22 protein-coding genes, 1 pseudogene and 1 riboswitch are annotated in these 24,988 nt (G+C 44.6%); of the genes and pseudogenes, 6 read left to right on the top strand and 17 right to left on the bottom strand.

Going from position 1 to position 24,988, the window contains the following annotated elements:
- Positions 1-8 precede the first annotated feature (8 nt).
- Together CRO25_RS03540 and CRO25_RS03535 are read right to left on the bottom strand one after the other, a co-directional pair.
- Positions 9-1,400: a hypothetical protein gene (locus CRO25_RS03540; RefSeq protein ID WP_079693903.1), complete on the bottom strand. Its 1,392-nt coding sequence runs from the start codon at positions 1,398-1,400 to the stop codon at positions 9-11.
- Complete coding sequence (locus CRO25_RS03535) at positions 1,387-1,662, bottom strand: acyl carrier protein (RefSeq protein WP_064637210.1); 276 nt, start codon at positions 1,660-1,662, stop codon at positions 1,387-1,389. The genes CRO25_RS03540 and CRO25_RS03535 overlap by 14 nt, the downstream gene beginning before the upstream one ends.
- 349 nt (positions 1,663-2,011) lie before the next feature.
- Between CRO25_RS03535 and CRO25_RS03530 the strand changes: the two genes are divergently transcribed.
- The gene (locus tag CRO25_RS03530) at positions 2,012-2,890 is read left to right on the top strand and encodes an aminoglycoside phosphotransferase family protein (protein WP_079693904.1); all 879 of its coding nucleotides are present in this window, start codon (positions 2,012-2,014) and stop codon (positions 2,888-2,890) included.
- A 510-nt stretch (positions 2,891-3,400) separates the two neighbouring features.
- Here the strand turns inward: CRO25_RS03530 and CRO25_RS03525 are convergent.
- Positions 3,401-4,287: pseudogene (locus CRO25_RS03525) on the bottom strand (aldo/keto reductase).
- Positions 4,288-4,440: 153 nt separating this feature from the next.
- The gene (locus tag CRO25_RS03520; protein WP_079693905.1) at positions 4,441-4,929 is read right to left on the bottom strand and encodes a GNAT family N-acetyltransferase; all 489 of its coding nucleotides are present in this window, start codon (positions 4,927-4,929) and stop codon (positions 4,441-4,443) included.
- A 174-nt stretch (positions 4,930-5,103) separates the two neighbouring features.
- Here CRO25_RS03520 and xerS point away from each other — a divergent pair, with 174 nt between their 5' ends.
- Positions 5,104-6,195: a tyrosine recombinase XerS gene (gene xerS, locus CRO25_RS03515; RefSeq protein ID WP_257018525.1), complete on the top strand. Its 1,092-nt coding sequence runs from the start codon at positions 5,104-5,106 to the stop codon at positions 6,193-6,195.
- Positions 6,196-6,407: 212 nt separating this feature from the next.
- On the opposite strand, the gene mobB is transcribed toward xerS, so the two are convergent.
- Complete coding sequence (mobB, locus tag CRO25_RS03510; RefSeq protein ID WP_079693906.1) at positions 6,408-6,953, bottom strand: molybdopterin-guanine dinucleotide biosynthesis protein B; 546 nt, start codon at positions 6,951-6,953, stop codon at positions 6,408-6,410.
- A 7-nt stretch (positions 6,954-6,960) separates the two neighbouring features.
- Entirely contained in the window at positions 6,961-8,229 is a 1,269-nt protein-coding gene (glp, locus tag CRO25_RS03505; protein WP_079694276.1) for a gephyrin-like molybdotransferase Glp, read from the bottom strand.
- 172 nt (positions 8,230-8,401) lie between these two features.
- Here glp and CRO25_RS03500 point away from each other — a divergent pair, with 172 nt between their 5' ends.
- The gene (locus tag CRO25_RS03500) at positions 8,402-8,692 is read left to right on the top strand and encodes a restriction endonuclease (protein WP_079693907.1); all 291 of its coding nucleotides are present in this window, start codon (positions 8,402-8,404) and stop codon (positions 8,690-8,692) included.
- Positions 8,693-8,805: 113 nt separating this feature from the next.
- On the opposite strand, the gene CRO25_RS03495 is transcribed toward CRO25_RS03500, so the two are convergent.
- The 5 genes from CRO25_RS03495 to CRO25_RS03475 form a co-directional block, all read right to left on the bottom strand.
- On the bottom strand, positions 8,806-9,552 hold the full coding sequence (locus CRO25_RS03495; protein WP_079693908.1) for a DUF4247 domain-containing protein: 747 nt from the start codon (positions 9,550-9,552) through the stop codon (positions 8,806-8,808).
- A gap of 11 nt (positions 9,553-9,563) precedes the next feature.
- Complete coding sequence (locus CRO25_RS03490) at positions 9,564-10,070, bottom strand: DUF4178 domain-containing protein (RefSeq protein ID WP_079693909.1); 507 nt, start codon at positions 10,068-10,070, stop codon at positions 9,564-9,566.
- A gap of 23 nt (positions 10,071-10,093) precedes the next feature.
- Positions 10,094-10,495 (bottom strand): DUF350 domain-containing protein, encoded by a 402-nt coding sequence (locus CRO25_RS03485; protein WP_063562809.1) that lies wholly within the window; start codon positions 10,493-10,495, stop codon positions 10,094-10,096.
- 96 nt (positions 10,496-10,591) lie between these two features.
- Positions 10,592-11,263 carry a PspA/IM30 family protein gene (locus CRO25_RS03480; protein ID WP_024634017.1) on the bottom strand — a complete coding sequence of 224 codons (672 nt, stop codon included), beginning with the start codon at positions 11,261-11,263 and terminating at the stop codon, positions 10,592-10,594.
- A gap of 129 nt (positions 11,264-11,392) precedes the next feature.
- Positions 11,393-11,737 (bottom strand): hypothetical protein, encoded by a 345-nt coding sequence (locus tag CRO25_RS03475; protein ID WP_072733274.1) that lies wholly within the window; start codon positions 11,735-11,737, stop codon positions 11,393-11,395.
- A gap of 149 nt (positions 11,738-11,886) precedes the next feature.
- On the opposite strand from CRO25_RS03475, the gene CRO25_RS03470 reads away from it, so the two are divergent.
- Positions 11,887-12,675 (top strand): polysaccharide deacetylase family protein, encoded by a 789-nt coding sequence (locus tag CRO25_RS03470; RefSeq protein WP_072733275.1) that lies wholly within the window; start codon positions 11,887-11,889, stop codon positions 12,673-12,675.
- Positions 12,676-12,807: 132 nt separating this feature from the next.
- On the opposite strand, the gene CRO25_RS03465 is transcribed toward CRO25_RS03470, so the two are convergent.
- The 3 genes from CRO25_RS03465 to CRO25_RS03455 form a co-directional block, all read right to left on the bottom strand.
- On the bottom strand, positions 12,808-13,476 hold the full coding sequence (locus CRO25_RS03465; RefSeq protein WP_063562812.1) for a 3D domain-containing protein: 669 nt from the start codon (positions 13,474-13,476) through the stop codon (positions 12,808-12,810).
- Positions 13,477-13,478: 2 nt separating this feature from the next.
- A riboswitch (cyclic di-AMP (ydaO/yuaA leader) is annotated at positions 13,479-13,675 on the bottom strand.
- 285 nt (positions 13,676-13,960) lie between these two features.
- Positions 13,961-14,683 carry an amino acid ABC transporter ATP-binding protein gene (locus CRO25_RS03460; RefSeq protein WP_072733276.1) on the bottom strand — a complete coding sequence of 241 codons (723 nt, stop codon included), beginning with the start codon at positions 14,681-14,683 and terminating at the stop codon, positions 13,961-13,963.
- A complete protein-coding gene (locus CRO25_RS03455; protein ID WP_079693910.1) occupies positions 14,670-16,133 on the bottom strand; it encodes an ABC transporter substrate-binding protein/permease in 1,464 nt (487 codons plus the stop codon). Before CRO25_RS03455 ends, CRO25_RS03460 begins: the two co-directional genes overlap by 14 nt.
- Before the next feature lie 181 nt (positions 16,134-16,314).
- Between CRO25_RS03455 and CRO25_RS03450 the strand changes: the two genes are divergently transcribed.
- Positions 16,315-17,490, top strand: a complete 1,176-nt coding sequence (locus tag CRO25_RS03450) for a M20 family metallopeptidase (RefSeq protein WP_079693911.1) — start codon at positions 16,315-16,317, stop codon at positions 17,488-17,490.
- A gap of 244 nt (positions 17,491-17,734) precedes the next feature.
- Positions 17,735-19,486, top strand: coding sequence for an alpha-glycosidase (locus CRO25_RS03445; protein ID WP_079693912.1), 1,752 nt, complete (start codon positions 17,735-17,737; stop codon positions 19,484-19,486).
- Between the two features lie 90 nt (positions 19,487-19,576).
- On the opposite strand, the gene CRO25_RS03440 is transcribed toward CRO25_RS03445, so the two are convergent.
- From CRO25_RS03440 to glgB, 3 genes are all read right to left on the bottom strand, one after another.
- The gene (locus tag CRO25_RS03440) at positions 19,577-21,283 is read right to left on the bottom strand and encodes a right-handed parallel beta-helix repeat-containing protein (protein WP_079693913.1); all 1,707 of its coding nucleotides are present in this window, start codon (positions 21,281-21,283) and stop codon (positions 19,577-19,579) included.
- Between the two features lie 79 nt (positions 21,284-21,362).
- A complete protein-coding gene (glgA, locus tag CRO25_RS03435) occupies positions 21,363-22,805 on the bottom strand; it encodes a glycogen synthase GlgA (protein WP_079693914.1) in 1,443 nt (480 codons plus the stop codon).
- A complete protein-coding gene (gene glgB / locus CRO25_RS03430) occupies positions 22,802-24,859 on the bottom strand; it encodes a 1,4-alpha-glucan branching protein GlgB (RefSeq protein WP_256863555.1) in 2,058 nt (685 codons plus the stop codon). The genes glgA and glgB overlap by 4 nt, the downstream gene beginning before the upstream one ends.
- Between the last annotated feature and the right edge of the window lie 129 nt (positions 24,860-24,988).

Here is a 24,988-nt window from a genome sequence, read left to right as displayed (position 1 = left end):
TTCCAGAATTAGTTGTACACTTTAATGGACAAGTCAGCGAGTACCTGCCTCAGACTTATGATCAGTTCATTACGATGTTCGTCATCACGGCCCACGACCGAGATATACAATCGTCCCTTCGGCATACCCCGATGGCTCTGGATTCCCTCGGATATACGCCGAGAGGTCAGAATATCATTCACCATTACGGTGTTAGATGAAATAGGCATAATTCCGTACTCACCTTGCCCTTTGAATAGAAGACCGGATACATGCAAAGCGTCCAGCAAACTTCCAAACGTAAAGCCTTCAGGTAGACCGAGAGACAGAAAGGTAAGCAGGCCGCTATGGCCGTACGTTTCCCAGCCTTTATCGAGATATGCATTAATGAGACCCATGGACTTGCGTGCGTTAATCTCGACAATGGGTACGATATCGCCGCCCTCCAAAATCATGGAGTCGAAACACACGAAGCCGTGGTATCCATCCTCGAATAATACCCGAAGTGCCTTTTCCATCGTGTCAAAATAACCTGCGTGCTCCAGCAGAAGGAGCAAAGCCTCATCTGCTCTAATAGACCCGCCGTAATTCTGCTGCTGATTCAGCATACGCTGAACCGAAAGGAAATCCCTCTCACCGCTCTTATGAATGAACCAATGTGAGCTGAAATCGATCTCTTTTCTCAGCAGTGGTTCCAACAGGAATTGCGAGCGCAATCCTCTTCTCTCCTGCTTATCCAGATGCTCTGCTATCCTTCGCTGCATGGCTTCATTTTCAATGAGCATATTGCCCTTGCCGGAAACACCGAATGGATCTTTCAGCAAATACGCCCCTCGCTTCAGTAACGTATTTCCGACAGCCTGTACTTCTACTACATTGTTCACTTCTGTGCCATAACACTTTTCCCCGATCCTGGTCAGCAGTCGGTTGGAGTAAAATTTGGAATTTACATACTTAACCGTCTCAAGGTCGGGCAAAGACCCCAACGACCCTTCGGCACGCAGGTACTCCTCCGTATCAGCCGTAATGGCATAAGGAGAGAGCTGTTTTACGTTGTGGGTCAACATCGCTTCACGCTGTTGATCGTCTGAAGCAAGACTGAACATGCACTGCTTAAAAACGTCCGGTTCGGGTAAGGAACTCTGTTCATCGTTCAAATCAAAGTGGTAACGGCTATGAAAGGAAAAACCTAACCCGTTCAGATACTCGTACAGCTTTGGATCAATTTTGCAGCGGGTGTAGAGGATATCATCAGGCCCACAAAATGGAAATAACAGCTCGTCCATACACAGGACAATGGATTCCCTGTCCTTATCAGGCATAGCAGGTAGCTTGGACAAGTCCGAATCCCTCCACCGCGTTTCGGGATCAAACGTCCCCATAACGATCGTTGGAATTACCCCGGCCTCACTTCTGGACATCTTCGTACAATGATTGCTCTTGAGACTGGCAGCTTTTCAGAAAGGTTATAAATGTGTCGATCGATTGGAGATGCTCGTAATCGAATTCGTCATAGTCAATGATTACGTTTAACTGATCCTCGACTTTGAGCATAAACTGGATCATTTGCAGAGAATCGAGACCAATATCGTTATTCAGTTCCGTTGCTGGGGATAGGGATTGGCGTAGTTCCGGTTGGTCTTCTTTGATAGCGCACAAAATATCTACAATTTTATCGTACATGACTACACTCCTTTAAAGTGATAATTGTGTGAGGTACAACCGAAATTATTACGCTTACATATGCATTCAAATCAAACCTAAATTCGGTTTTGATTTCTCCTCCCTCTTCCAAAGTTACAATTATTATCTTTATAATGACATTTTATGTCAAGGGATAAAAACCTATGATATTCTACTCATAACAGGGCTTCTACCAACTAAAAAATCGCTAAATATAAGGGTTTTCCCGGGTCTGCCCTCCTCATTTCGTTTTAGACGATTTTCTCCCTTTGATAAGATCAAGACAAATTGTTAAAATTTATGTACTAACGTTAGAACCCATCCATTTAATAGAAAATGAGGCGAGAACATGATTGAAATTACGATTGAACTGGTTCGTCAATTAGTCGATAGTCAATTTCCGAAATGGAGAGGCTTAACGATAACACCCGTAGAAAAAAGCGGGCACGATAACCGCACCTATCGATTGGGAGACGAAATGACAATTCGTTTACCCAGTCATGAACGTTACGCCTCTGCTGTAGAAAAAGAACTGACGTGGCTTCCAGTTTTCAAGCCTCTTCTGTCCTTGCCCATTCCAGCTCCCATTGCAAAAGGTGAACCTTCGGACGACTATCCCCTTCCCTGGTCGATCAACCAATGGATCGCAGGCGAGACCGTCACGCATACCAACGTAATCGACCTAAGCGTTTTTGCAGAAGACCTCGCTAAATTTCTGAGAGAACTCGAAGCCATTGATGCTAGTTACGGCATACCCGCAGGCATTCAAAATTTTCATCGCGGCGGGAACTTAGCGGTTTACGATACAGATACAAGGACTGTCATTGGAAAGGTATCCGGCGAATACGATCCAAAGCTTATGACTGAAATATGGGAGCTTGCCCTGGCAACGAAATATCAAGCGGCACCGTTATGGCTCCATGGTGATGTTGCGGTAGGTAATCTGCTCGTGCAAGATGGACGACTATGCGGAGTCATTGATTTTGGAACTATGGGCGCGGGCGATCCTTCTAGTGATCTTGTGATGGCATGGAACTTTTTTGATGATGTAAGTCGTGATATATTCTTAAGCTCCATGAATGTTGACCAAGATACGGTTAATCGTGCCCGTGGCTGGGCTTTGTGGAAAGCACTCATCTCCTACCATTGGAATGAACCAGGCTCGGAAGCCTCGAATTGGGGAAAGCATGTCATAGATGTCATTATTCGTGACTATAAATCGCTCTAAGCATATGAGCCAACCAAAACCCTATGCAGGGCGCACAGCCCTGCATAGGGTTTTCTTTCTGCTTATCCGTAGGTTTGTTTTGCATTTTATTTTATCCATGCCATTTATCCTCGAAATCATCTGGCAATATTAATTGCAAATCAGTGTTGACATGAAGCCGAGGATAAGGAAGTTCGTTATAACGAGCTGGTGAGATGGTGTAATGGAGATGCAGGTATGTACAGGGGAGCGTAAATTGATTTTTCTATTGTGAATTTTTCATATGTTGAAATAATAATATAGTGTACGAAGACAGGTGCAGGTGAGTTAACGTTTTAAGCTACACGATTAAATTTCCCCTTAATTCTTGGATGGAAATCTGGCGAAAGCACCCCCTCCCTATGGAGATAGCCAGTTCTCTTTTATTGTTGCGAATTTTTCATATAATGAAAATATAAGGTTGTTGCGAATAAAAAAAGCCGCCTTTGAGGCGACTTTAGGATAATCACGCTATTTTTATAGCTGAAAGAATTAAGTTCGTCCAGTCCAGTCAGCTCCCGCAATTTCTTTCCAACGTTCTCTAATCTCGTCATATAACTCCTTACTCCCTTGGCGACAAGATCGGCATTTTGCTGCCAACGGTTAGGTTTTGCTGTACCCACAATCGCCGTGTCTACCCCTTCTGTACTGAGCGTAAAACGTAATGCGGTTTCAACGGCTGCTTGTGCATCTTCGCCCAGAAAACCATACCCAAGTTCGCTCAAGCGTTTCCAATATACAAAGGCATATGCTTCTTCCGGAAGCGAGTCATACGTCCATGCCGCATTGGCAATGGGGCGTTTGGCAATAACACCCATATTTCTCTTTCTCGCTTCTGGCAACGTCAGATCAATGGCTTCCTGATCAGCAATGTTCAGCGAGGTTTCCAAGCTGTCGAACACGCCTGTCTGAATCGCATAAAGAGCATCCGTCGTATCGCCGCTATATCCAATAAATCTCGTTTTCCCAGCTTCCTTGGCTCGTTGCAGCACTTCAATGACCGCTCCTTGCCGAAGTACTTCTTCAGAGCAACTATGAAGATGGATTACATCAACGTATTCCGTTTTTAGTCGTCTAAGACTACAGTCAATCGTTTGCTCTAATACTTTGGCGTCCCAATCTGGGCCATCTACCCCAGCGGCATGTCCACATTTGGTAAACAAATAATAATCGTCTCTGCGATGTGATAGCACATCTCCAATTAACTCTTCACTATCCCCATAACATTCAGCCGTGTCAATGACGTTTAACCCTGCATCCAACGCACTGTTAAGCAATGTTTCTACATCTGCTTTGGATACGTTCTTGCCGATCTCCGCCCCACCAAACCCAAGTGTACTTACTTTCATTCCAGTGTTTCCGTAATTACGCAGTTCCATGGATCATTTCCTCCAAGCTTCGTGAATTTGGTTACAGATAATGAAAGTACATATAGTACAAATTAGTCTTCGGTATGTATTACCCTTATGTTGGGTATTACACCCACTTGTTCATCTTACTTTATTTCCTCCAACACGGATACATCCGTTGAATCAGGTTACGAAGAACTGACTCGGGTTCCCCAGTTCAGGATGAAATTTCTCACGAAAGCGGCCTCCCGTGTATTCCCCTATGATTTTCCGCCAGAATGCTTGAGCAATGACATTGTTGCGAACCTGGGTTACTTTCCACCTTCCCGGAAAACGTTCAAACAGCTCATAAGCTGCCCGGGTACCCACTCCACTACGCCGGTATTTCTGCATTACAAAAAACTCGGTCAAATAATAGTCATTATCTTTGCTGCCTGGTTCGCAACGTTCTACTAATGCAAACCCGGCGGGTGCCTCATCACTCGTAATCAAAAAAGGAAACTTACGGTCTTCCTCTGACCAAAAAGCGTCCAATCCGGGATACTCCGGGAAAACACCGTTACTATCCACATCAATATTCAAATATTTAGTAAAATCATATAGATAAAATTGCATTAAGTGCCGAATCACCTGACTGCGTTCCCGGGGAACCAGCTCTATTTTTATATTCATCCGGTTCACCTCCTCTGCTCTACTTATAACTCATACTTTAAAGCTTTACACCGCCAAGGGCAAGGAAGCATGAATCTGCTTATTCCGGTTCGGAGAACAGACTGTGACGATTTAAATATGGTAAAATAGGATATAGCATATTTTAGAAATTATTTTATCATGGGGGTGCCGAACTTGACCAATGTGCAAAAAGAGATTGACCGACGCAAGCTGGATGACAAACTACCTTCCATGCCTTGGTTCGTTCAGCAATTCATTGACTATAAATTACCCGACTTATCTCCTTCTACTTTGCTTGAATATTTAAGAGATTATGAAGCCTTCTTTGGCTGGTTACGCGCAGAAGGATTATCCGAGGCAAGCTCTAATAAGGAAGTTACATTGCTTGAACTGGAAGTCCTTCGAATGGAATCAGTGACATCATATCGATTATTTTTGGCCACCAAGCGTGAAGGAGCCAACTCCAGAATCACGGTTTCCCGTAAACTTTCTTCTCTGCGTTCGCTCTTTCATTATTTAAGTCAGATTGCAGAAGACGAAGATTTCTACCCCCTGCTGAAACGAAACATTATGGCGAAAATTGAGATCAAACGTACCCATAAACCCAAAGATACAGCAGCCAAACTAAAGGGTAAACTTCTGGAAGAAGAAGAGTTACTGGAGTTTATCGGATACATCCTTGAAGGATATGCCGTGGATATGGAAAAGAACAAACAGGCGATTTACTCACACGAGCTAAACAAAGAACGGGATGCCTGTATCGCCAGCCTCATTCTGAATTCGGGTTTGCGTGTATCTGAAGTGGTGAACCTGAACGTGGATGATCTGGATCTCAACAATAAGCTGCTGTATGTATATCGCAAAGGTAATAATGATGAGACATTTAAGACGCCCGTGTATTTTAGAGAACAAGCCAAGGATGAACTCGCAACTTATATCAATCTGCGCCAGTCACGTTACCGCACACCCAAACGGGAAAAAGGGTTGTTTATCGCTCTTCGCAATGGAGATTCCGAAGGAAGTCGGATGACCAAACGGGCCATACAGGCCATGATCATGAAGTACGCCAAACAATTTGGCAAACCGTATCTGACAGTGCATAAATTACGCCATTCTTTTGCGACCGACTATTATTTGCAAAATGATATCTATAAAACAAAAGAACAGCTTGGACATGCTTCTACGGAAACAACCGAAATTTACGCGCACCTCACGGATAAAACGATGTCTGAAGCAATTGAACGTCGTACAGACGATGGGATGTAGCCTATTTATACACCTCAGCAAGCCGATTCGTTTAGATTCGTTAGATTCGTTAGATTCGTTAGATTCTTTACAAGGTAACTTAAAAAAAGCGATTCTTTCAGGAGAATGTCCTGCAAGGATCGCTTCTTCATATTTATTGCTTTGTAAAATTAATGAAAACATACTCTTTTCCTTACATTTCATATCATCAAGTTTATATAATAATTATTTCGTCATAATTTTCTTTTCTCTTCATGACCCTCAAGCGAAACCAGCCATCTTGCTATATCCTGTGTTTCATGGACAGAATGCCAAACGAGGCCCTCTCTTTCCTCCATACATTCACTCTTGTCATGCGTCAGCCATGAAACAATCCCGACCACATCCTGTAATGTCTGGATCAGAGAAAAGTCTTTTTCTTCACGGACCATGACTAATTTGGGATATGGCGCTTGTTTGTATCCCTCAATGAGAATCCAGTCGTACGCTGACAGATATTTTATCATGTCTTCCAGCGGCGTCGCTTGTCTTTCAATGAGTGCAGTACGTTTCTCCGACATGACAACGACTGCATCGGCTCCTGCTTGAGCAAAGCTGTAGGAATCGGTTCCTTCGTGATCCATCTCAAAATGATCATGTCCATCATGTTTTATTACAGCCACTCTTCGTCCAGCAGAGGTAAGGTACCTCGTAAGCGCAGCAATTAAGGTGCTTTTGCCTGTGTTCTTATATCCAACAATCTGCATGATATGTGGTGAAGTGCTGCTTGTTTCAGCCATGTATGACCTACCTGACATGACCTGTGGGAAGTCTGAGAATTCGAACCTGTTCACCTGCAGGAATACCCTTTTTCTCGGGTGGAACAACGATCAGGCAATCGCTATCTTTAATGGTGATCATAACACTGGATTCATCCACACGTGCGGCAGAAGGCTTAGCATACACCATTCCGTTACGTATCTCTGTCCGTCCGCGTACAAATCGCGTGAAATTGTTGACCTTTGTATAGTCATCATCCAATATGGCTGTCCATTCCTCCAAATATGGATGAGCATCAGCCTGCATCGTACGAATCGTTGGCCGAACAAACAATCCAAAGCCGACAAAACAAGCCCCCGGATTGCCAGAAAGCGCAAATAGCAGCTTGTCATTAACCACAGCAGCCGTCGTAACACTGCCGGGACGCATAGTCACTTTGTTAAACAGCATCTCCATATTCCCTTCCCGAACCAGGTCACCCATAATATCATAATCTCCTACGGATACCCCACCTGTTGTGACCACCATATCATTATGTTCAAGCGCTTCTGCAAGCTTCGTACGTGCCGTATCCACATCATCTGCAATCGAACCATACATAACCGGCTCGCCCCCCGCTTCAACGACCAGAGAACGAAGCATATAGCTGTTACTGTTCCGAATACGCCCGGGTTGCAACGGCTCGTCCACTTCCAACAGTTCTGTACCTGTTGCAAAAATGGCTACCTTGGGGCGTTTGTATACAGGCACTTGGCCTAAGCCGAATGTTGCCAGCACGGATTGTTCACCTGCCTGAATGATCGTTCCTGCCTCAAGCAGCAATTGCCCCTCATGAACTTCCAATCCAATTGGCGTAATGTTGGCCTCCGGCTGAATCTGGCGCTTCAGGGCAATCCATTGTTCCCCATGCTCTTCTTTACTTTCAGTCATCTCCATCATAACAACAGCATCTGCACCTTCCGGCACCTGAGCTCCTGTCATGATCCGAGCAGCTGTACCAGATGTAATCGTAAGATCCGATGTATACCCGCAAGGAATTTCATCAATGATACGGAGCCAAATCTGCTGTTCGCTGGATGCTTCAATCGTATCCGAACTTAAAATCGCGAACCCATCCATTCCGGAACGACGAAAGAATGGGTAAGGATGGGGAGCATGAATTGTCTCAGCAAGCGTTCGACCATGTGCTTGCTCAAGTGTTACTTTTTCTATTGAACCCGAACTGACATGAGCAGCAACTTTCGCCTGCGCGTCCGGCACCTGTATAGCTTTACGGATAAATTTCGCAGTCGTCATATCCGTTAAATGTGTATTTATTTTCAATGGTGATAGAACCTCCCTGAGTCATTTGTTCATATTAAAAAGTGTAGCCCGAAAGCCAGGTCATGACAAGTACTCTCCTACACCCCATTCACATGAAAGACGAATACACAGACCATAATATGTAAGAGAAAAGGAGCTGACCTTGATGAACCAACGATGCGAATTATGTGGAAGGGAGCCTGTCGAGACAACAGTCCACCACCTGACACCAAAGGAAATGGGCGGAACGCACATGCCTACTGCCGATCTCTGTATCCCTTGCCACAAACAAATTCATTCTCTGTATACCAATCGCGATATTATAGCCTTAGGTTTAACTGAGATACAGGCCCTAAGGCAAGATGAGCGCATCGCTCCTTATATCCGCTGGATTCGCAAACAACCAGCCACAACCATTCCTCGTGTTCGAAAGTCCCATCATGTCCGCAAATCGTAAAACAAAAAGAACAGCCTCCAAGGTCATTTTCAGTGGCATAGCTCGCTCCACCTTACCTTTTCACTGTTCTTCTGCGAATGATTTAATATTGCGGGCCCCATTCAAGAGATGTGCTACCTACGCCTCATGATTCGGCCACCGCCAACCCTCGTTTTGGGCTTTTTATAAGAGCTCTTGGGTGAATCAAACAATCCTCCAAGACCGCCACTGCTTTTATTACGATCAATTGTGCCTTTGCTTTGTTCCTTATTTCGGCTGAATAATCCTCCACCGGACCCTACGCTCGAATCCTTATCGCTGCCACGCCGGGTAATTGACCCTTTTCGGTCAACGGTAATCGGTGGAGCAGCCTTTTTATCGCTGCTCGTCGGTGTCCGATAGGAGCCTTCCCTTGGTTTGTACGTGTCCTTGTTTGTATACCCGCGATACGTACCGGACCCACTACCCCCAAAAGAATCAAACAAACTTCCGATTAATGTTGCGGTTAAGTAACCTTGCAAAAAGGACGAATCATAATTCTGCCGAACATATTCTTTGGAATCCACTTCAACCAAGGTGTCTTCCGCTTTATTCGGGTCTTGCTGCAAATGATAATACTGGTCCTGATATACCAGGAACATCCGCTCTGTATTTTCCGCCGAGATCTGATCCGGCTTCCGCTGTTCAGATAATTCCTGAGCGACCTCTGGAACGGTACGATCGGCAGCTCGGTACACATAGGATGTCGTGTTACCACTGCCGCTGACCGATTCAAGCGGATATGTGTCCTGAACGGAAGGTGCTCCGCACGCGGACAGCAGCGACATCACAAGGCTGAGGACCAGCATTAATTTTAATCCATGTGCCAAGCGCTTTTTCATTGGAACCTCTCCTAGCTCGAACGAATCACTTTGATATCCGCAGGAAGAATGGACTCACCCTCATACAGCGTAAATCTTCTGTCTTGCCACTCCACACGCAAAAGCATGTTATCATCAGACTGATATTGCCATACTAATTGTTCCCCAGCCTGACCATAGGGTGTCCTGCCTGCAGTGGTTACCATTCCTCCGTATTCTTCCTCCAGATGATACGCACGTCCATCCAGATCCAGCAATGTGGGCACCTCATCCGGTGCATCGAGACGGCCATCAATGGGTGTATAGAGGGCATACCGGGTCATTTCCCGTTCTTCAATATGCAAATGTCGGATTGCCGTACCATCCTGCAACGTGAGGACAGCCGCATTCCGTGCTCGATGATGTACCCGCCCAACCACTTCATAGGTGACCAGCGAAACCTCACAGATATCACCTGGTGCCAGCTGAAGCATTGTTTTCTCTGCCTTAGGCGGTTCAGGTTTGGCCATTATTCCTTTAATCCGTTTCCACACACTCATGCCCATTACTCCTGTTCTTTATCTTATAAACAAGCTGCAATAATTAATGCGCCCACGATATGTAGTGCACCCGAGAACAAACCGTAACCTGTCTTGCCCTGCTGTATTCCCGTATCCAGATCCAGGTTGGCCCATCTCCGAATCATAAAGTGAACCACACTCTCCAGAATTAGCAAAATGATAAATGAAACAACGGATACCAGCAACGCTTCTCCAAGATGACCCGCTGTCGAAATGGAGGTGGCGAGTACATATCCCTGAGCAAACAGCTTCATAACCATACGTGTTGTAACGGCCATATTGCCTGCCTTCACTTCGGCAAAATCCTTATACTTCGTGAACAAAGAATCCACATACATTAAGACAAACAGCAAAACCGAACCCGATAACGTCCAGACCAGCATTGCCAAAATGTTCAAATCCATTTACATAGCCCCCACATCTCAACATGAACCGCAATTAAAAGCGAAGGAGAAACGCTGGTCTCTCCTCCGCTGGTGCCCCTGCTTGCTTACAAGGTTTTAGTTCTTATTTTCGTATTGCTTCATCAGTGCTGCCAGTTCATCCTCAACAGCCTGATCTTTGCCCAGCTTCTCAAACTCATCATCCAGCGATTTTCCTTTGGACGACATCTCATTGCTGGCTTCGGCCTGTGCTTCCATCTGCATCATTTTTTCTTCCATACGCTTCATGCCGGCACTTGCAGTGTCGGAGCCAAATCCGTTCAGCGCCTTGTTGATTTCGGTTTGAGCTTTTGCAGCGTTGTAGCGCGCAACCAATGTTTCACGTTTGTTTTTCATTTGCGTCAATTGTTTGCGCATTTCGTCCAGCTTGCCACGAAGGTTATCGGCAGAAGCCTTGTTTTGATCGTAGCTTGTTTTGTATTCGGCCATCTTCTCTTCAGCGACTTTTTTCTCTTCCAGTGCCCGACGGGCCAAATCCATATTCTGTGCACGCGCTGCTGTATGTGCTTGCTCCTCACGTTTCTTCACGAGAGCTTCCTGTTCTTCGAACAGCTGCTTGAATTTCTTCTCAATAGCGATCTGTGCAGCAACAGCTTTCTCCGCATCTTCCAGATCTTCCTGCATATCTCGGATATATTGATCCGTCATCTTGATCGGATCTTCTGCCTTGTCAATAATAGAGTTAATGTTAGACATCGTTAAATCGCGCAATCGTTTGAAAATGGACATTATGGTATTCCTCCTAGTCGATAGTTCATCCTTGTATATAAACATACATACGTGGCAATGTTCTACTCGTTTCAATTTTAACAAAAAAAATCATAAAAAACGATTTTAGCCTACTTAGCGTCCATCGAACTATTGAATCAGTTGACTAGTTTGGCAGAGCTCTTCATCAAGCAGCTTCTCTGCAGTCTGTACAATCTCATCAATCTGCATGCGCGTAATTGCATCAAAGTGAATCCCCATAATCACGGTCACGGTTACTTTTAAATGTAGGGCGGCCTTACGTGCGAGCCTTTCACACAGCTCTTGCTCTTTATGCCCCGGAATATGCATCGTAGCCCCGCTTACCCGCTCACGGTCCGGATAAAATGTCGCTACTGCTCCAATATGTGATCTGCCTCCAGTTACCATAAACACCTTGTCTTCCCCTGCCTCAATCACCTGTAAACGAACGGAATTTAAGTCGTATGTACTCATCCTGCTCCACCTGTCCTTTTCTATATATATATGGTGGAATTATGGCTCCGATTTAATAAATCAGCAATGAAACATCTCACATTATGCATAAATACGGATGGCCCCGGGCATACCAAAGAGAACGCAATTTGGGAAAAGGAGGCACTAACATGCGTATACGCCTCATAATGTTATCCATCATGGTCATTCTTCTGGGAGGAAGTTACGCTCCTGCTCAGTTATGGGCTTCTTCAAGCCCGCAAACCGAACCTGCTTCGAAGTCTGATTCTTCCGAAGAAGAACAGTTGACTCTGGGACAGCTCAGACAGAAATATGCGGATACGTTCAAAACCAATGGCCCCTCAACAAAAAAGGTCGCTCTGACTTTTGATGACGTACCTGATCCACGGTTCACCCCGCAGGTGTTGGATATTCTAAAAAAATACAAGGTGCGGGCTACGTTTTTCATTGTGGGACATCGCGCTGAGAAACATCCGGATTTAGTGAAACGCATGGTAAAGGAAGGGCATATTGTTGGCAATCACAGCTACAATCACCCGGAGTTCAGTAAGCTGTCTATGAATGCATTTCGCAAACAAATCTTACATACCGGGGATATTATTCGGAATCTGGCGGGCTACACTCCCAAAATGATTCGTCCACCTTATGGCGACATTAATGAGCAACAGCTGCAATGGGCGGCCAAACAACATTACAGCATTGTGAATTGGAACGTCGATTCCCTGGACTGGAAGGGCCTCTCCAAAGAGGAAGTCAAACAAAACATCCTGTCGGCCGTTAAACCAGGTTCCATTGTTCTGCAACATGCAGGAGGCGGTGTCGGATCGAAGCTGAGTGGTACCATCGAGGCGTTGCCTGAAGTTATCGAGGAATTGCGAAACCGCGGGTACGAGCTGGTGACTTTGGACGAAATGCTGGAACTGCCAAAGGGTAAATAGATTTAGAATACGGCAGTCGGATATTCAAAAGGGTGTCCTTCATTCACATTATCGTGATTGGAGAACACCCTTTATTGTTTAATTTAGATTTAGTTGGAGTCACATATGATGATGTGCAGCTACGCTTTGATTTTATTTCAAAATGTAAAGTTCAACATCCTGAATACCAAATGTGCTCACGGATTGCTTGCTGCCAGGAATAAAGATATCGATCTTGTGACCTTTAATGGCACTACCCACATCACGAGCCGTTGCTACAAATGCCTGTTTTGGCAGTCCTGGATGTGTATGACCTGTCACCAGTACCTTTGTACCCAATGGAATGATACTTGGGTCTACTGCAATGGTACCCAATTCAAGCGGATTACCGAAGTAATCCACGGCACCCCATCCTCCATTTTCGGAAGCGTCTGCGGAGTATGCTGTTGCTTTGACGTCGACAGCTTTGCTGTAATCAAACGTTTTACCCCAGGCTTGTACAACTTTACTATCTGCATTAACGTCAAGGCTTGCGGCAGTTACCGTTTTGGCCTCCGTTTTAGCTGCTGCAGCAGAAGCTGTGTTCGTTGTTTTACCAGGGATCGTAATTTTCAAACCACCATAAATGTTGTAAGCTGAAATGTCATTGTTAGCTTTAATAAGAGCGTTAAGTCCAACTCCATATTGTTTGGATAAGGTGTAGAAGGTATCCCCCTCTTTGGCCACATGAACTGAATCAGCATGAGCCGGAACGGCCTGAATGAGCATTGCTGCTGTCAGCAAAGCTGTTGCTGTTTTGGCTATACGTTTCTTGTTAATCATGGTCTTCCTCCCTCATTATGCCTGCGAAGTTAGTTGTCGGATTCGGATGGAGGAAACCACCCTATAGGTTCAATTACATTAATAATTTATGTAGCCCTAATTCACCCCAAGCCGTGTGCAAATGATTCTTCCCCAAGCACACTCTGCATCGTTACATCCCCCACACTCCCAACTCCGGAAGTTTCGGCAGGAACAAATATATCACAACTTTGTAACCAAGAGTCGTAGTAAATGTTACCATCTGGCTAATTCACTTCAATATTTTTGCTGAATTCAAGCGACTTTTTCAAAAAAATGTCTATTTGAGCTTATATCGTTGATGACAGAAACGTTACTTTTTATGTAAATCCGTGCGTATTTACACGCAACAAAACAATCCCTGCCGGCAGGTCGCCGACAGGGATGTATGAGGGAATAAGAATTCTCATCCACAGTATATACTTTACATTTACATGCAATTAATCCTAATGATTACTCGGATGGATTAGAGCACTTTAGCAAGGAAGTCACGTGTACGTGCATGCTTGGGCTCACCAAACACTTCAGCAGGCGTTCCTTCTTCTACAATAACCCCGCCATCCATGAACAGGATGCGGTCCCCTACTTCGCGTGCGAAGCCCATCTCATGCGTTACAATAACCATAGTCATGCCGCCCTCTGCAAGCCGCTTCATGACATCCAGTACTTCACCGACCATTTCAGGGTCCAGTGCTGAAGTAGGCTCGTCAAACAGCATGACATGCGGCTGCATCGCAAGCGCTCTTGCAATAGCGATCCGTTGTTTCTGTCCACCGGACAGCTGATTTGGATAAGCGTCTTTTTTGTCAGACAGGCCCACCGTCTTCAGCAAATCTGCGCAGATTTGTTCCGCTTCCTGTGCAGATTGTTTTTTCACTTTAATGGGAGCAATCGTAATGTTCTGCTGCACCGTTTTGTGCGGGAACAGATTGAAATGCTGGAATACCATCCCCATTTTTTCACGAGTTGCATTAATGTTGTGTTTAGGGTCAGTGATCGAAACTCCCTCAAAGTCAATCTCACCGGAAGTAGGCTGCTCCAATAAGTTAAGACAGCGCAAAAAGGTACTTTTCCCCGATCCGGACGGACCGATGACCACGACAACCTCGCCTTTGCCAATTGTTACGTTAATGCCCTTGAGCACATCGTTATTTCCATATGATTTGTGTAATTGTCTAACGTCTATCACTTGCACTCAACTTCCTTTCCAGTCGACCCAGCAGCTTGGACAAAATGAACGTCAGCACAAAGTAAATGGCCGCTGCAATCAGGAATGGATTCATTCCTTGGTACGTAATGTTTTTGACTACACTTGCCTGGTACATAATGTCCACCATACCAATAACCGAGATGATGGAGGATTCCTTGATAATGGTCACGAATTCATTACCGATCGCCGGCAACACCGCTTTGAACGCTTGTGGAAGCACAATGAAGCGCATTGCCGCACCTCTACCCATTCCCAGGGAACGAGCTGCTTCCAACTGGCCTCGATCCACACCCTGTATACCAGCGCGGAAAATCTCGGCAAGATAGGCACCACTATTAATGGATAGTGTGATAATCCCCGCCTGAAGCGGCGTGAAATTAATCCCCAACGTTAGAGCAAGACCGTAATAGATAATCATCAACTGAACCAGCATTGGTGTACCACGAATAACTTCAACGTAAGCTGTTCCGATCCAACGCAGAATTGAAACGTCATGCAGACGTAACAGACAGATGATCAAACCGATAATTACCCCGAATATTACACCGAGTGCAGACAGTAAGAGGGTGTAACCTACGCCTGTTGCATAAAAGCTTTTGTATTCCCAGAACACTTGAAAAATGTTTTGATCTTTTTTCACCTTGTCTGCCATCAACTGGCTTGCCTCGGTAACCAATTGATCGATTTTATTTTCGCTTTTCAGACGTTCGAGCGTTCCGTTCACTGCATTCAGCAATTCCGTATTGCCCTTACGAATCCCGATTGCCGCTTCGGCCTGCTCTTCATCCGGAATAGCCGGTGCTAATCCAATCACATCATCCAGATACCCGGCAGCCACCGTATCTTCAACGATCGCAGCATTTACACGATTGGTCTGCAATTGCAGCACGATATCAGATATTTTATCAAGTGCTGTCAGTTTTGCGCCTGGGATTCCCTGGCCAATCGTTTCCTGAATGGAGCCTTTTTGAACACCAATTTTTTCATTTTCCAGATCAGCCATGGTTGGATATTTATCTTTATCCGCATTGCGAATCATGATGACTTGCTTTGATTTATAATAGGTATCGGAGAAGTCAATGCTTTGTCTACGATCATCTGTTGGCGTCATTCCCGAGATGACCATATCCACACGACCACTCTGCAACGCAGGAAGAAGTCCGTCAAAACCCATATCCTCTATTACAAGTTCTGCGCCAAGATCGACAGCAATTTCTTTAGCAATCGAAATATCAAATCCGACAATTTGGTCTTTACCTTCAATCACTTTATGGAATTCATATGGTGCAAAATCGGCACTTGTACCGAGCACCAGCTTTTTACTGCCTGAATTGCTTGTAGTTCCCGTTGCCAACGCAACAGGTGCAACCGTAGTAAGCAAGACCACAAGAGCTAGCAGCATCATGGTGTAACGACTAATCAATTTCAACCCTGTTCTCCCCTTATAATACTTTGTATGCTTTCTGTTGTTGATGCCTGAGTCATTATAAATTAGAATGCATGATTATGCAATGAATTTCGACATTACAAATCCTGACTAGTTTCTGAAAAATAACCGCAACTATGATATAATTATTGAATTATTTTCATTTTTGCTTAAGGAGTCCACCATGACACATACCAAAACACAAATTTTAACTGTAATTGATCAATATGCTTCCCGTTTTAAAGAGATTTCATCATACATTGGTGCCAATCCGGAACTTGGTAACGAAGAATATCTCGCCTCTGCTCGGTTAAAAGAAGAACTTGCCTACCACGGTTTTTCCGTAGAAGCTCCTGTTCTTGGCTTAGACACCGCATTCATCGGTACGTATGCTGCATCCAAATCAGGTCCAACTATTGCCCTGTTATGTGAATACGACGCACTTCCGGAAATCGGTCATGCTTGTGGACACCATCTAATCTGCATGATGAGCCTCGGAGCTGCGGTAGGTCTGAAGTCCATACTGGATGAGGTGGGCGGAACATTAAAAGTATTCGGTACACCAGCGGAAGAAACGCGTGGCGCTAAAGTTCCTATGGCTGAAGCAGGGTTATTTGATGACTGTGATGTCGCGCTAATGGCTCACCCTTACTACGCCTATGAGAAATCTGGAAGCTCCCTGGCTATTGATGCCGTACAATTTGAATTCCATGGGAAATCTTCACATGCTGCTGCAAGTCCACATGAAGGCATTAATGCCCTAGATGCGGTGATCCAGACATTTAATGGCATTAATGCGTTCCGACAACAAGTGAAAAGCACGGTTCGTATTCACGGTGTTATCAATAGCGGAGGACAGGCAGCCAATATCATTCCTGACTATGCTTCAGCCCAATTCTATGTACGTGCCTCGACGAGAAAAGAGTTGAATATTCTCACTCAACGCGTAATTCAGATCGCGGAAGGTTCTGCTCTGCAAACCGGATGCCGGCTTGTTACATCTAATTATGAGACTTCCTATGATGAGATGGTCACGAATGAATCATTATCTGCTGCTTTTAGTACTAATCTGCTTGAACTCGGCATTTCTCAAGAGGAGATCGTGAGTGGGAACGACCATGGTTCTATGGATATTGGTAACGTATCCTTGCGTTGTCCTGCGATCCATCCTTATATCCGTGTTGTGGACGAAGTTCATACGCTTCATTCCATTGAATTCCGTGATCTGGCGCTTCAGGAACGGGCCCTGGATGGTATGATCCTTGGAGCCAAGGCACTTGCTGCAACTGCTTATGATGTTCTTACACAGCCTGAATTGCTGCAAACCATTCAAACAGAGTTTAAGCAAGCAAGTCGCTAAGTTTTTCGCAAAATGCTGCGTCTTAACAGTAGGGTGTTCTGCAGGACCTGCATTTGGGGTCTTAAGGAGCGCCCTTTTTGTTATCATAAATACGTATATACGGACACAAGCTGGAAATGCTGTGAAAAGAAAACGTTGAAAAATGTTGAAATTTTTACATTTAGCGGCTGTACTTATGGTTCACATGCTGTCTAACTTGGTTATTTATAGCTATAACTTTATCTTAAGTTCAGGAGGTGTTGTCATGCTGCTCGAAGCGATGTACCACGTTCCCCGCGATAAATGGGCTTATGCTTATAATCCCTCGACGATTCACCTGCGTGTACGAACGAAGAGAGACGATGTACAATATGTGACTGCACTGACTGGTGATAAATACGATTGGAATGGAACCTATAAGGAAATTCAATTGGAGAAAGCGGCTTCCGACAGTATGTTTGATTATTGGGAAACGGCAGTTAAGCCCAAATTCAAGCGTCTGACTTACATCTTCCGTATCACCGCAGGTACCGAAAATATATATCTGGCTGATAACGGAATTCATTATGCTCCCCCGTACCCTACAGGAGGATATTATGAATTTTCCTACATTCATGAAATCGATGTATTTAAGGTTCCCGAATGGGCCAAAGAAGCCGTGTTCTACCAAATCATGACCGAAAGGTTTGCTAATGGCAATCCCGACCTGAACCCTGAAGGAACCCAGGAATGGGGTGGCCGACCTGAACTGGATAACTACTTTGGCGGAGACCTGCAAGGTGTGCTCAATCACCTGGACGATCTGACTAAACTCGGTGTTAATGCCATTTACTTTACCCCGCTGTTCCAAGCAAACTCCTACCATAAATACGATACCGTTGATTATAAAAAAGTAGATCCTCATTTCGGGGATAATGAAATGCTCAAAAAAGTAGCAGAACAATGTCATCGCCGCGGAATCCGTGTCATGCTTGACGCGGTTTTTAACCATTGCAGTGAAGACTTCCCTCCTTTTCAGGATGTCCTGAAGTATGGAAAAAACTCCAAATATGCAGACTGGTTTCATATCAATGAATATCCGGTACAGATTAAGGATGGTATCCCTACCTACGATACATTTGGGTTTTATGGCAATATGCCCAAGTTCAACACCGCCAATCCCGAAGTAAAAGACTATTTGCTTGATGTGGCTGAATATTGGATCAAGGAGATTAAACTCGACGGTTGGCGACTCGATGTTGCGAATGAAGTGGATAACCATTTTTGGCGCGATTTCCGCAAAGTGGTCAAAACCGCCAATCCGGAAGCCTATATTGTAGGCGAAGTTTGGAGTGATTCCCTGACCTGGCTCATGGGAGATCAATTTGATTCCGTAATGAACTACCCTTTTGCTGACAAGGTGCTTGAGTTCTTCTGTGGTTCGATGGATGGTTATAACTTCGCTAACGAGATGGGATCACTCATTATGCGTTACCCGCAACAGACGAATGAAGTCATCTTCAACATGCTGTGCAGTCATGATACCCCACGTTTGCTTACTCGGGCTGGAGAAGACAAACGCAGATTAAAATTATCGGTTGTGTTTCTTTTCACTTATATTGGTACACCCTGTATATTCTATGGGGATGAGGTTGGTATACGCGGAGAGAGTGACCCGGATTGCCGTAAATGCATGCAATGGGATCCTGCCAAGCAAGATCAGGAGCTTTATGACTTCTACCGCCTGATGATTGATTTGCGGAAAAGTAATGAAGCTCTGCGTAAAGGTCGCTTCCGTTTTTTGAAGGCGGATCACAATGATCCATGCATCATTTATGAACGTATGGATGACACTCTTCACTTCACAGTGTGGATGAACAATACTCCGCAAGAACGTACCCTGTCACATCCGATGGAAACCAAGGACTGGAAGGATGCACTAACCGAAGATGCTGTTGTTCCCACCAATGGAATGATGAATATTAAACTTGATCCTTACGGATACCGTATTTTGTATAGACAATTGGAACCGAGTTAACTAATTTCCAGAAAACTCCTGAAATATTGAATAACTCTTTAATAATCATTGGATTCTTCAGGAGTTTTCTAACGAAAAACTGAACTAAAGCTATAACTTCGTCGTTTTTAAATCTCCTTTTGCATCTATAGTTATTCTCCATCGTGTAGAATTCGGACCAAGCATGACAATTTCATTTACTAATTGATATAACGTTCCATTATTATCTTTAACCAGATCAACCACTACGTTTTTCCCATTTGTAAAAGGACTTGCGCCAAAGAGATAACGTCCCGTCGCACTTGCCGCAACCATCAGCATGTTATCTCTTATGATGTTTCCCTCCACCGTATTATTAACAATATCCAGATGCACTGCCCACCATGTCCCCTCATATTTTAAACGATTTCCAGTTATGATATTGTTCGAGCCACGTAATTGTATACATGTACCTTTTCCTGCAACTGAATTATGAGAAAAGGTACAATCATTATGCAAACTGACCATTCGGTCAGGATTGGTCGTCTCAAAGCCAGGCTCAATGATGTTGCTTGATGCAATCACTCCATTGGCAATATCCATGGCTATGCCCGCTTGGGCAATGTAATTACCTTTTACGATAATATGACCATCCGCGACAATTCCCCAGCGTTTTCCTCTTGGAATGATGATGTTGTCAGATATAATTCCGATGTCCATGCCTTCTGCACCTGTACTGGTTTTAGCTTCAATGGCAGCAGTAGCACTTGGTCTTAAAATGGTGTCGATCAGGTTGCCCTGGATTACAAACAAATGGTTGCTCAGACCGTTGGGATTGTATCGGGAGGGAAAGAAAGATACCGAAATGACAGAAGTGATTTTGATATCCTTAAAGACATTGGAGGTTACAAAGGCACCTTCGAAACCGATAAGCCCCACGCCAAATGCTGTTCCATTCAGGCTGTTTCCATGTATATGCAGATTTTTGGCTCCAGTCTCGCCACCCTCATTGTTACAGGTAATCCCGCCGCCTACTGAAGGCATATTACTCACTTGTTGTCCGCCTGAAAAAGCAGCATAATCTGGATCACTGGATAATACAGGAGTGTGCAGAAAGTTATCGGTGATCGAAACATGCCATGTTCCCTTGACCAGAATGCCATCCCCAAGATATCGGTAACAGTCATTCTCACGAATCACCACAAAAACCAAATGACTCCGAACTGCAATCGGTTCTTCTCCCAAGTGATGAAGTTTATTGTTTCTTATCACGACATTTCGGGCGGGATTGTCTTGACTGCTGGAACCATTGACTCCAATGCCATCGGTAAATTTACTAATATCGTTATTTTGCAACAATACATTGCTTGAATTCTCGATGTATAAACCTGTCTTGTTTTTACTCCAAGCTGCTTGAGTCGTACGAACCAAAGTCACGCCACTAATCTCTACATGATTGCTTCCTTCAATTCGGATTCCCTGATCCGAAACCTCCAATATTGCTCCTGGCAACGCCTTGATGATGACAGATCTTCCACTAAACGTATAGAACCAGCCCGCCTTGATTACTTTATAGTGCCCTGGCGTAAATAATAAAACATCACCATCCTGTGCCGAGTCAAAAAAAGCTTTGATCTGGGCTGTCTGATCGCTTCCATCTCCCGGAGCAAAACTCCTCACATCAATAAGGCTGCCCGTCAGCGTGGATTGCACAGCGGCGATATTCCCCATGATCTGGCCAAACATTTCATTCATTTTAACGGCATTATACCCGTCGGTACTGCTTAAAGCCTGCAAATTAGGATTGTAAGTAGAGGTAAAATTAATGTAGTTGTTCATTTTAAATTAAATTCGCCTCCTCCTTATGATCGTACAAAAAAGCCGCAGTACGAATATACTGCGGCTCATTTGTGCAAATCTATTTCACAGATTCAAGCATTATGCGTCGATAAATATCCATATACTCTTCAGCTGAGACGTTCCAGCTGTAATCTCCGCTCATTGCATTTTTCACGATCTTTTTCCAGTGCTCTGGCTGATGGTAAAATTCTTCAGCACGGCGAATGGTGTTCATCATATCATGGGCGTTAAAGCTGGTGAAAGAGAATCCATTCCCCTCACCGCTGAATTCATTGTATGCCTGCACCGTATCGTTCAGACCCCCTGTTTCCCGGACAAGTGGTACACTGCCATAACGGAGTGCAAGCAACTGGCTAATACCACATGGCTCGAACCTTGATGGCATCAAGAACAGATCGCTGCCGGCATAGAAACGGCGGGATAACCCATCATTGAAGGTGATCTGAGCAGACATTTTCAGCGGATAACGATTCGCTGCCTCACGGAACCAGTGCTCATAAGCCGGATCCCCGGTACCCAATACTGCGAATTGAATGTCGTCATAGTACAATAATTCATCCAATACACGACATACCAGATCCAAACCTTTGGAATCCACAAGCCTTGTAACCATCACCATAAGTGGAGCATCCGGACGTACAGGCAATCCTAATTCCTTTTGCAGCTCGATCTTGTTCTCGATTTTCTTGGACAGGCTGGTTCTGTATTTAACCGCAATTTTATTGTCCGCTGCCGGGTTGTAACTCTTGGTATCAATACCGTTGACAATCCCACTGAAACGATCGCCCAATGAACTGAGCAATCCATCCAGACCATAGCCATAATAGGAGGTTTGTACTTCCTTGGCGTAAGTAGGACTGACGGTCGTTACATGATCCGCAAAAACGATTCCTGCCTTAAGGAAATTGACATTTCCATAATATTCTGCCCCGTCCACCGTGAAATACCGATCATCCAGCTCAAGCAAATCACTGAACAAATCATGTGGAAACACACCTTGATATAACAGGTTATGTATCGTAAAAACGGTTTTCATCTCACTATAAAAAGGATCATGAGCAAAGTGAGCCTCCAGTAGTAAAGGAATCATACCCGCGTGCCAATCGTGACTGTGCAGCACATCCGGCTTGAATTCAATTTGTGGCAACACCTCAAGAACAGCACGATTGAAGAAGGCAAAACGCTCCCCGTCATCCATATACCCATACACGCCATCCCGTCCAAAATAGTATTCATTGTCTACAAAGTAGACAGGAATCCCGTCATGAACCAGCATCTCTATTCCACAATAAGGTCTGCGCCAACCAAGAGGAACATCTGTCGTGATCACAGGCTCCATCGCCTCTTTATACTCATCCGGGATGCCCTTGTATTTGGGTAAAATGACACGAACATCTGCCCCACTCTTCTTTAGTGCCTGTGGTAATGCACCGATGACGTCAGCAAGGCCTCCTGTTTTGATAAATGGATGTACTTCAGCAGCAGCAAATAGAATATTCATGCCTTCGTCCTCCTTTTGGGTTTAACTGTAGTGCTTTCTTTTGTTTTACTGGTTTTAGTGGTACTGGCTTTTGCTCTGACGGATTGAACTTCAAGGGGCAGTGCATCCGTTTTCCGACGTGTGTTCTTTTTTAAAATAACTACACTTAGCGGTGGCAAAACAACTTCCAGACTATGTGGTTGCCCATGAAAAGGAATCTTTTCTGTAGTAAGCTGCATATCATTGATAATGCCTGATCCGCCGTAATCGGAATGATCACTGTTCAGTACTTCGGTATACATACCGGGACGCATGACACCAATCCGGTAACGCTCCCGCTTGACTGGCTGAAAGTTAATGAGCACAAGGAGTGTATCCGCAGATTTTTTTCCTTTGCGCACATATGAAATGACACTTTGGTCCTGATCATCCGGAGTGATCCATTCATAACCGTCAAAGGAATGATCAAGCTCCCACAAAGCTTTTTCGCCCAAGTATAGCTCGGACAGATCCCGTTCAAACTTGTGGAGTTTACGGTGACTGTCATAGTTCAGCAAAAACCAGTCCAGTTGATCTTCATCTTTCCATTCGATAAACTGGCCGAATTCTCCACCCATAAACAGCAGTTTCTTGCCTGGGAATGTCATAAAGTACCCCATGAAGGCACGCATGCCGGCAAACTTCTGCTCGTATGTTCCTGGCATCTTGTCTAGGAGCGACTTTTTGCCATGAACGACCTCGTCATGAGACAGAGGAAGCACGTAATTTTCAGCAAAGGAGTATACGACTGGGAATGTCAGCAAATGATGTTTGGAAGGACGTTCGTGAAAATCCGATTCCATGTAATCAAGTGTATCGTTCATCCAACCCATGTTCCATTTGTAGTTGAACCCTAATCCACCCTGATCTACTGGCGAAGTAACCATCGGCCATGCACTGGATTCTTCTGCCATCATCAGAGCATAGGGAAAGTACTTGAAGATCGTTTCATTCAACTGCTGCAAAAAAGCAACAGCTTCCTTGTTTTCCAGGCCACCTTCGTTATTCGTTCGGTATTGTCCTGGCTGCTTTTCGAAATCCAACTTAAGCATACTGGTTACCGCATCGACCCGAAGTCCGTCGAAATGGAACATCTCCATCCAATACAACGCATTAGAGATCAAAAACGAACGAATTTCAGGTTTAGAGTAGTCAAAGCTGAGTGTGCCCCAGCCTGGTCTCTCTGCTAACAGTGGATCTGCATATTCATACAAGGGCGTTCCATCAAACAAACGCAAGCCATGAGCATCCTTCGCAAAATGTGCGGGGACCCAATCGAGCAAAACGCCTATTCCTGCCTGATGTAGAGTATCAACTAGATACATCAGATCTTTAGGCTGCCCGTAACGGCTGGTTGGCGCAAAAAATCCTGTGTTTTGATACCCCCACGATAGGTCGTAAGGATGTTCACTTAGTGGCATCATCTCAACATGGGTATATTTCATTTCCAATAAATAAGGAACAAGCAAGTCCGCAAGTTCACGATAACTGTAGAGTGTGCCGTCCTCTTTCCGTTTCCAGGTTCCAGCATGCATTTCATAAATATGTAGAGGTTTGTTATAAACGCCTCGTTGTTTGCGTCTCCACGCGCCATCATTCCATTTGTAACCTTCGATGGAGCTAGTGACCGATGCCGTACGCGGACGAACTTCAGCCTGGAAAGCATAAGGGTCAGCTTTAAGCAATTCGGTACCCTCTTCCGTTAATATACGGAATTTGTATAATGTTCCTTCACTGATTTCCGGAATAAAACGACTCCAAAATCCAGAATCGGGTATCTTATATAAAGGTTCCTGTTCACCTTTCCATCCATTACGGTCTAAAGCCAGGCCTACTTCTGTGGCATTCGGAGCCCACACGGTAAAACGATACCCCTGACGATGATCTTCGATCGCAGGCTGTGCGCCCATTATTCGATAACTGTGATGAAGGTTTCCTTCATGAAACAAATAAATGTGCTCCGGCGAAATTTCCGGGTTTGTTAACGGTTGAATGGCCAAGAGATCACCTTCTTCTCCAGAAAATAGATATAACATTAACCATTACCCCATTCTAGCCAAGTTGAAAAGAAAAATGCGGTGTGTAAAAAAATGTTGTAATTTTTCAGGATTTTTACAGTATACATCGTTTCAATAGCTCCGCATTGCGTTTATGTATGTACTACA

The sequence above is a fragment of the Paenibacillus sp. RU5M genome, assembly GCF_900221055.1.
Classification (GTDB): Bacteria; Bacillota; Bacilli; order Paenibacillales; family Paenibacillaceae; genus Paenibacillus; species Paenibacillus marchantiae.
The sequence above is the reverse complement of the archived record's forward strand: the minus strand, read 5'-3'. Positions and strand labels throughout refer to the sequence as shown.

Coding starts and splice junctions, on each gene's coding strand:
- CRO25_RS03540 (WP_079693903.1), bottom strand. CDS start 1,400: ATGTCCAGAAGTGAGGCCGGGGTAATTCCAACGATCGTTATGGGGACG.
- CRO25_RS03535 (WP_064637210.1), bottom strand. CDS start 1,662: ATGTACGATAAAATTGTAGATATTTTGTGCGCTATCAAAGAAGACCAA.
- CRO25_RS03530 (WP_079693904.1), top strand. CDS start 2,012: ATGATTGAAATTACGATTGAACTGGTTCGTCAATTAGTCGATAGTCAA.
- CRO25_RS03520 (WP_079693905.1), bottom strand. CDS start 4,929: ATGAATATAAAAATAGAGCTGGTTCCCCGGGAACGCAGTCAGGTGATT.
- mobB (WP_079693906.1), bottom strand. CDS start 6,953: ATGGCTGAAACAAGCAGCACTTCACCACATATCATGCAGATTGTTGGA.
- glp (WP_079694276.1), bottom strand. CDS start 8,229: ATGACGACTGCGAAATTTATCCGTAAAGCTATACAGGTGCCGGACGCG.
- CRO25_RS03500 (WP_079693907.1), top strand. CDS start 8,402: ATGAACCAACGATGCGAATTATGTGGAAGGGAGCCTGTCGAGACAACA.
- CRO25_RS03495 (WP_079693908.1), bottom strand. CDS start 9,552: ATGAAAAAGCGCTTGGCACATGGATTAAAATTAATGCTGGTCCTCAGC.
- CRO25_RS03490 (WP_079693909.1), bottom strand. CDS start 10,070: ATGAGTGTGTGGAAACGGATTAAAGGAATAATGGCCAAACCTGAACCG.
- CRO25_RS03485 (WP_063562809.1), bottom strand. CDS start 10,495: ATGGATTTGAACATTTTGGCAATGCTGGTCTGGACGTTATCGGGTTCG.
- CRO25_RS03480 (WP_024634017.1), bottom strand. CDS start 11,263: ATGTCCATTTTCAAACGATTGCGCGATTTAACGATGTCTAACATTAAC.
- CRO25_RS03475 (WP_072733274.1), bottom strand. CDS start 11,737: ATGAGTACATACGACTTAAATTCCGTTCGTTTACAGGTGATTGAGGCA.
- CRO25_RS03470 (WP_072733275.1), top strand. CDS start 11,887: ATGCGTATACGCCTCATAATGTTATCCATCATGGTCATTCTTCTGGGA.
- CRO25_RS03465 (WP_063562812.1), bottom strand. CDS start 13,476: ATGATTAACAAGAAACGTATAGCCAAAACAGCAACAGCTTTGCTGACA.
- CRO25_RS03450 (WP_079693911.1), top strand. CDS start 16,315: ATGACACATACCAAAACACAAATTTTAACTGTAATTGATCAATATGCT.
- CRO25_RS03445 (WP_079693912.1), top strand. CDS start 17,735: ATGCTGCTCGAAGCGATGTACCACGTTCCCCGCGATAAATGGGCTTAT.
- CRO25_RS03440 (WP_079693913.1), bottom strand. CDS start 21,283: ATGAACAACTACATTAATTTTACCTCTACTTACAATCCTAATTTGCAG.
- glgA (WP_079693914.1), bottom strand. CDS start 22,805: ATGAATATTCTATTTGCTGCTGCTGAAGTACATCCATTTATCAAAACA.
- glgB (WP_256863555.1), bottom strand. CDS start 24,859: ATGTTATATCTATTTTCTGGAGAAGAAGGTGATCTCTTGGCCATTCAA.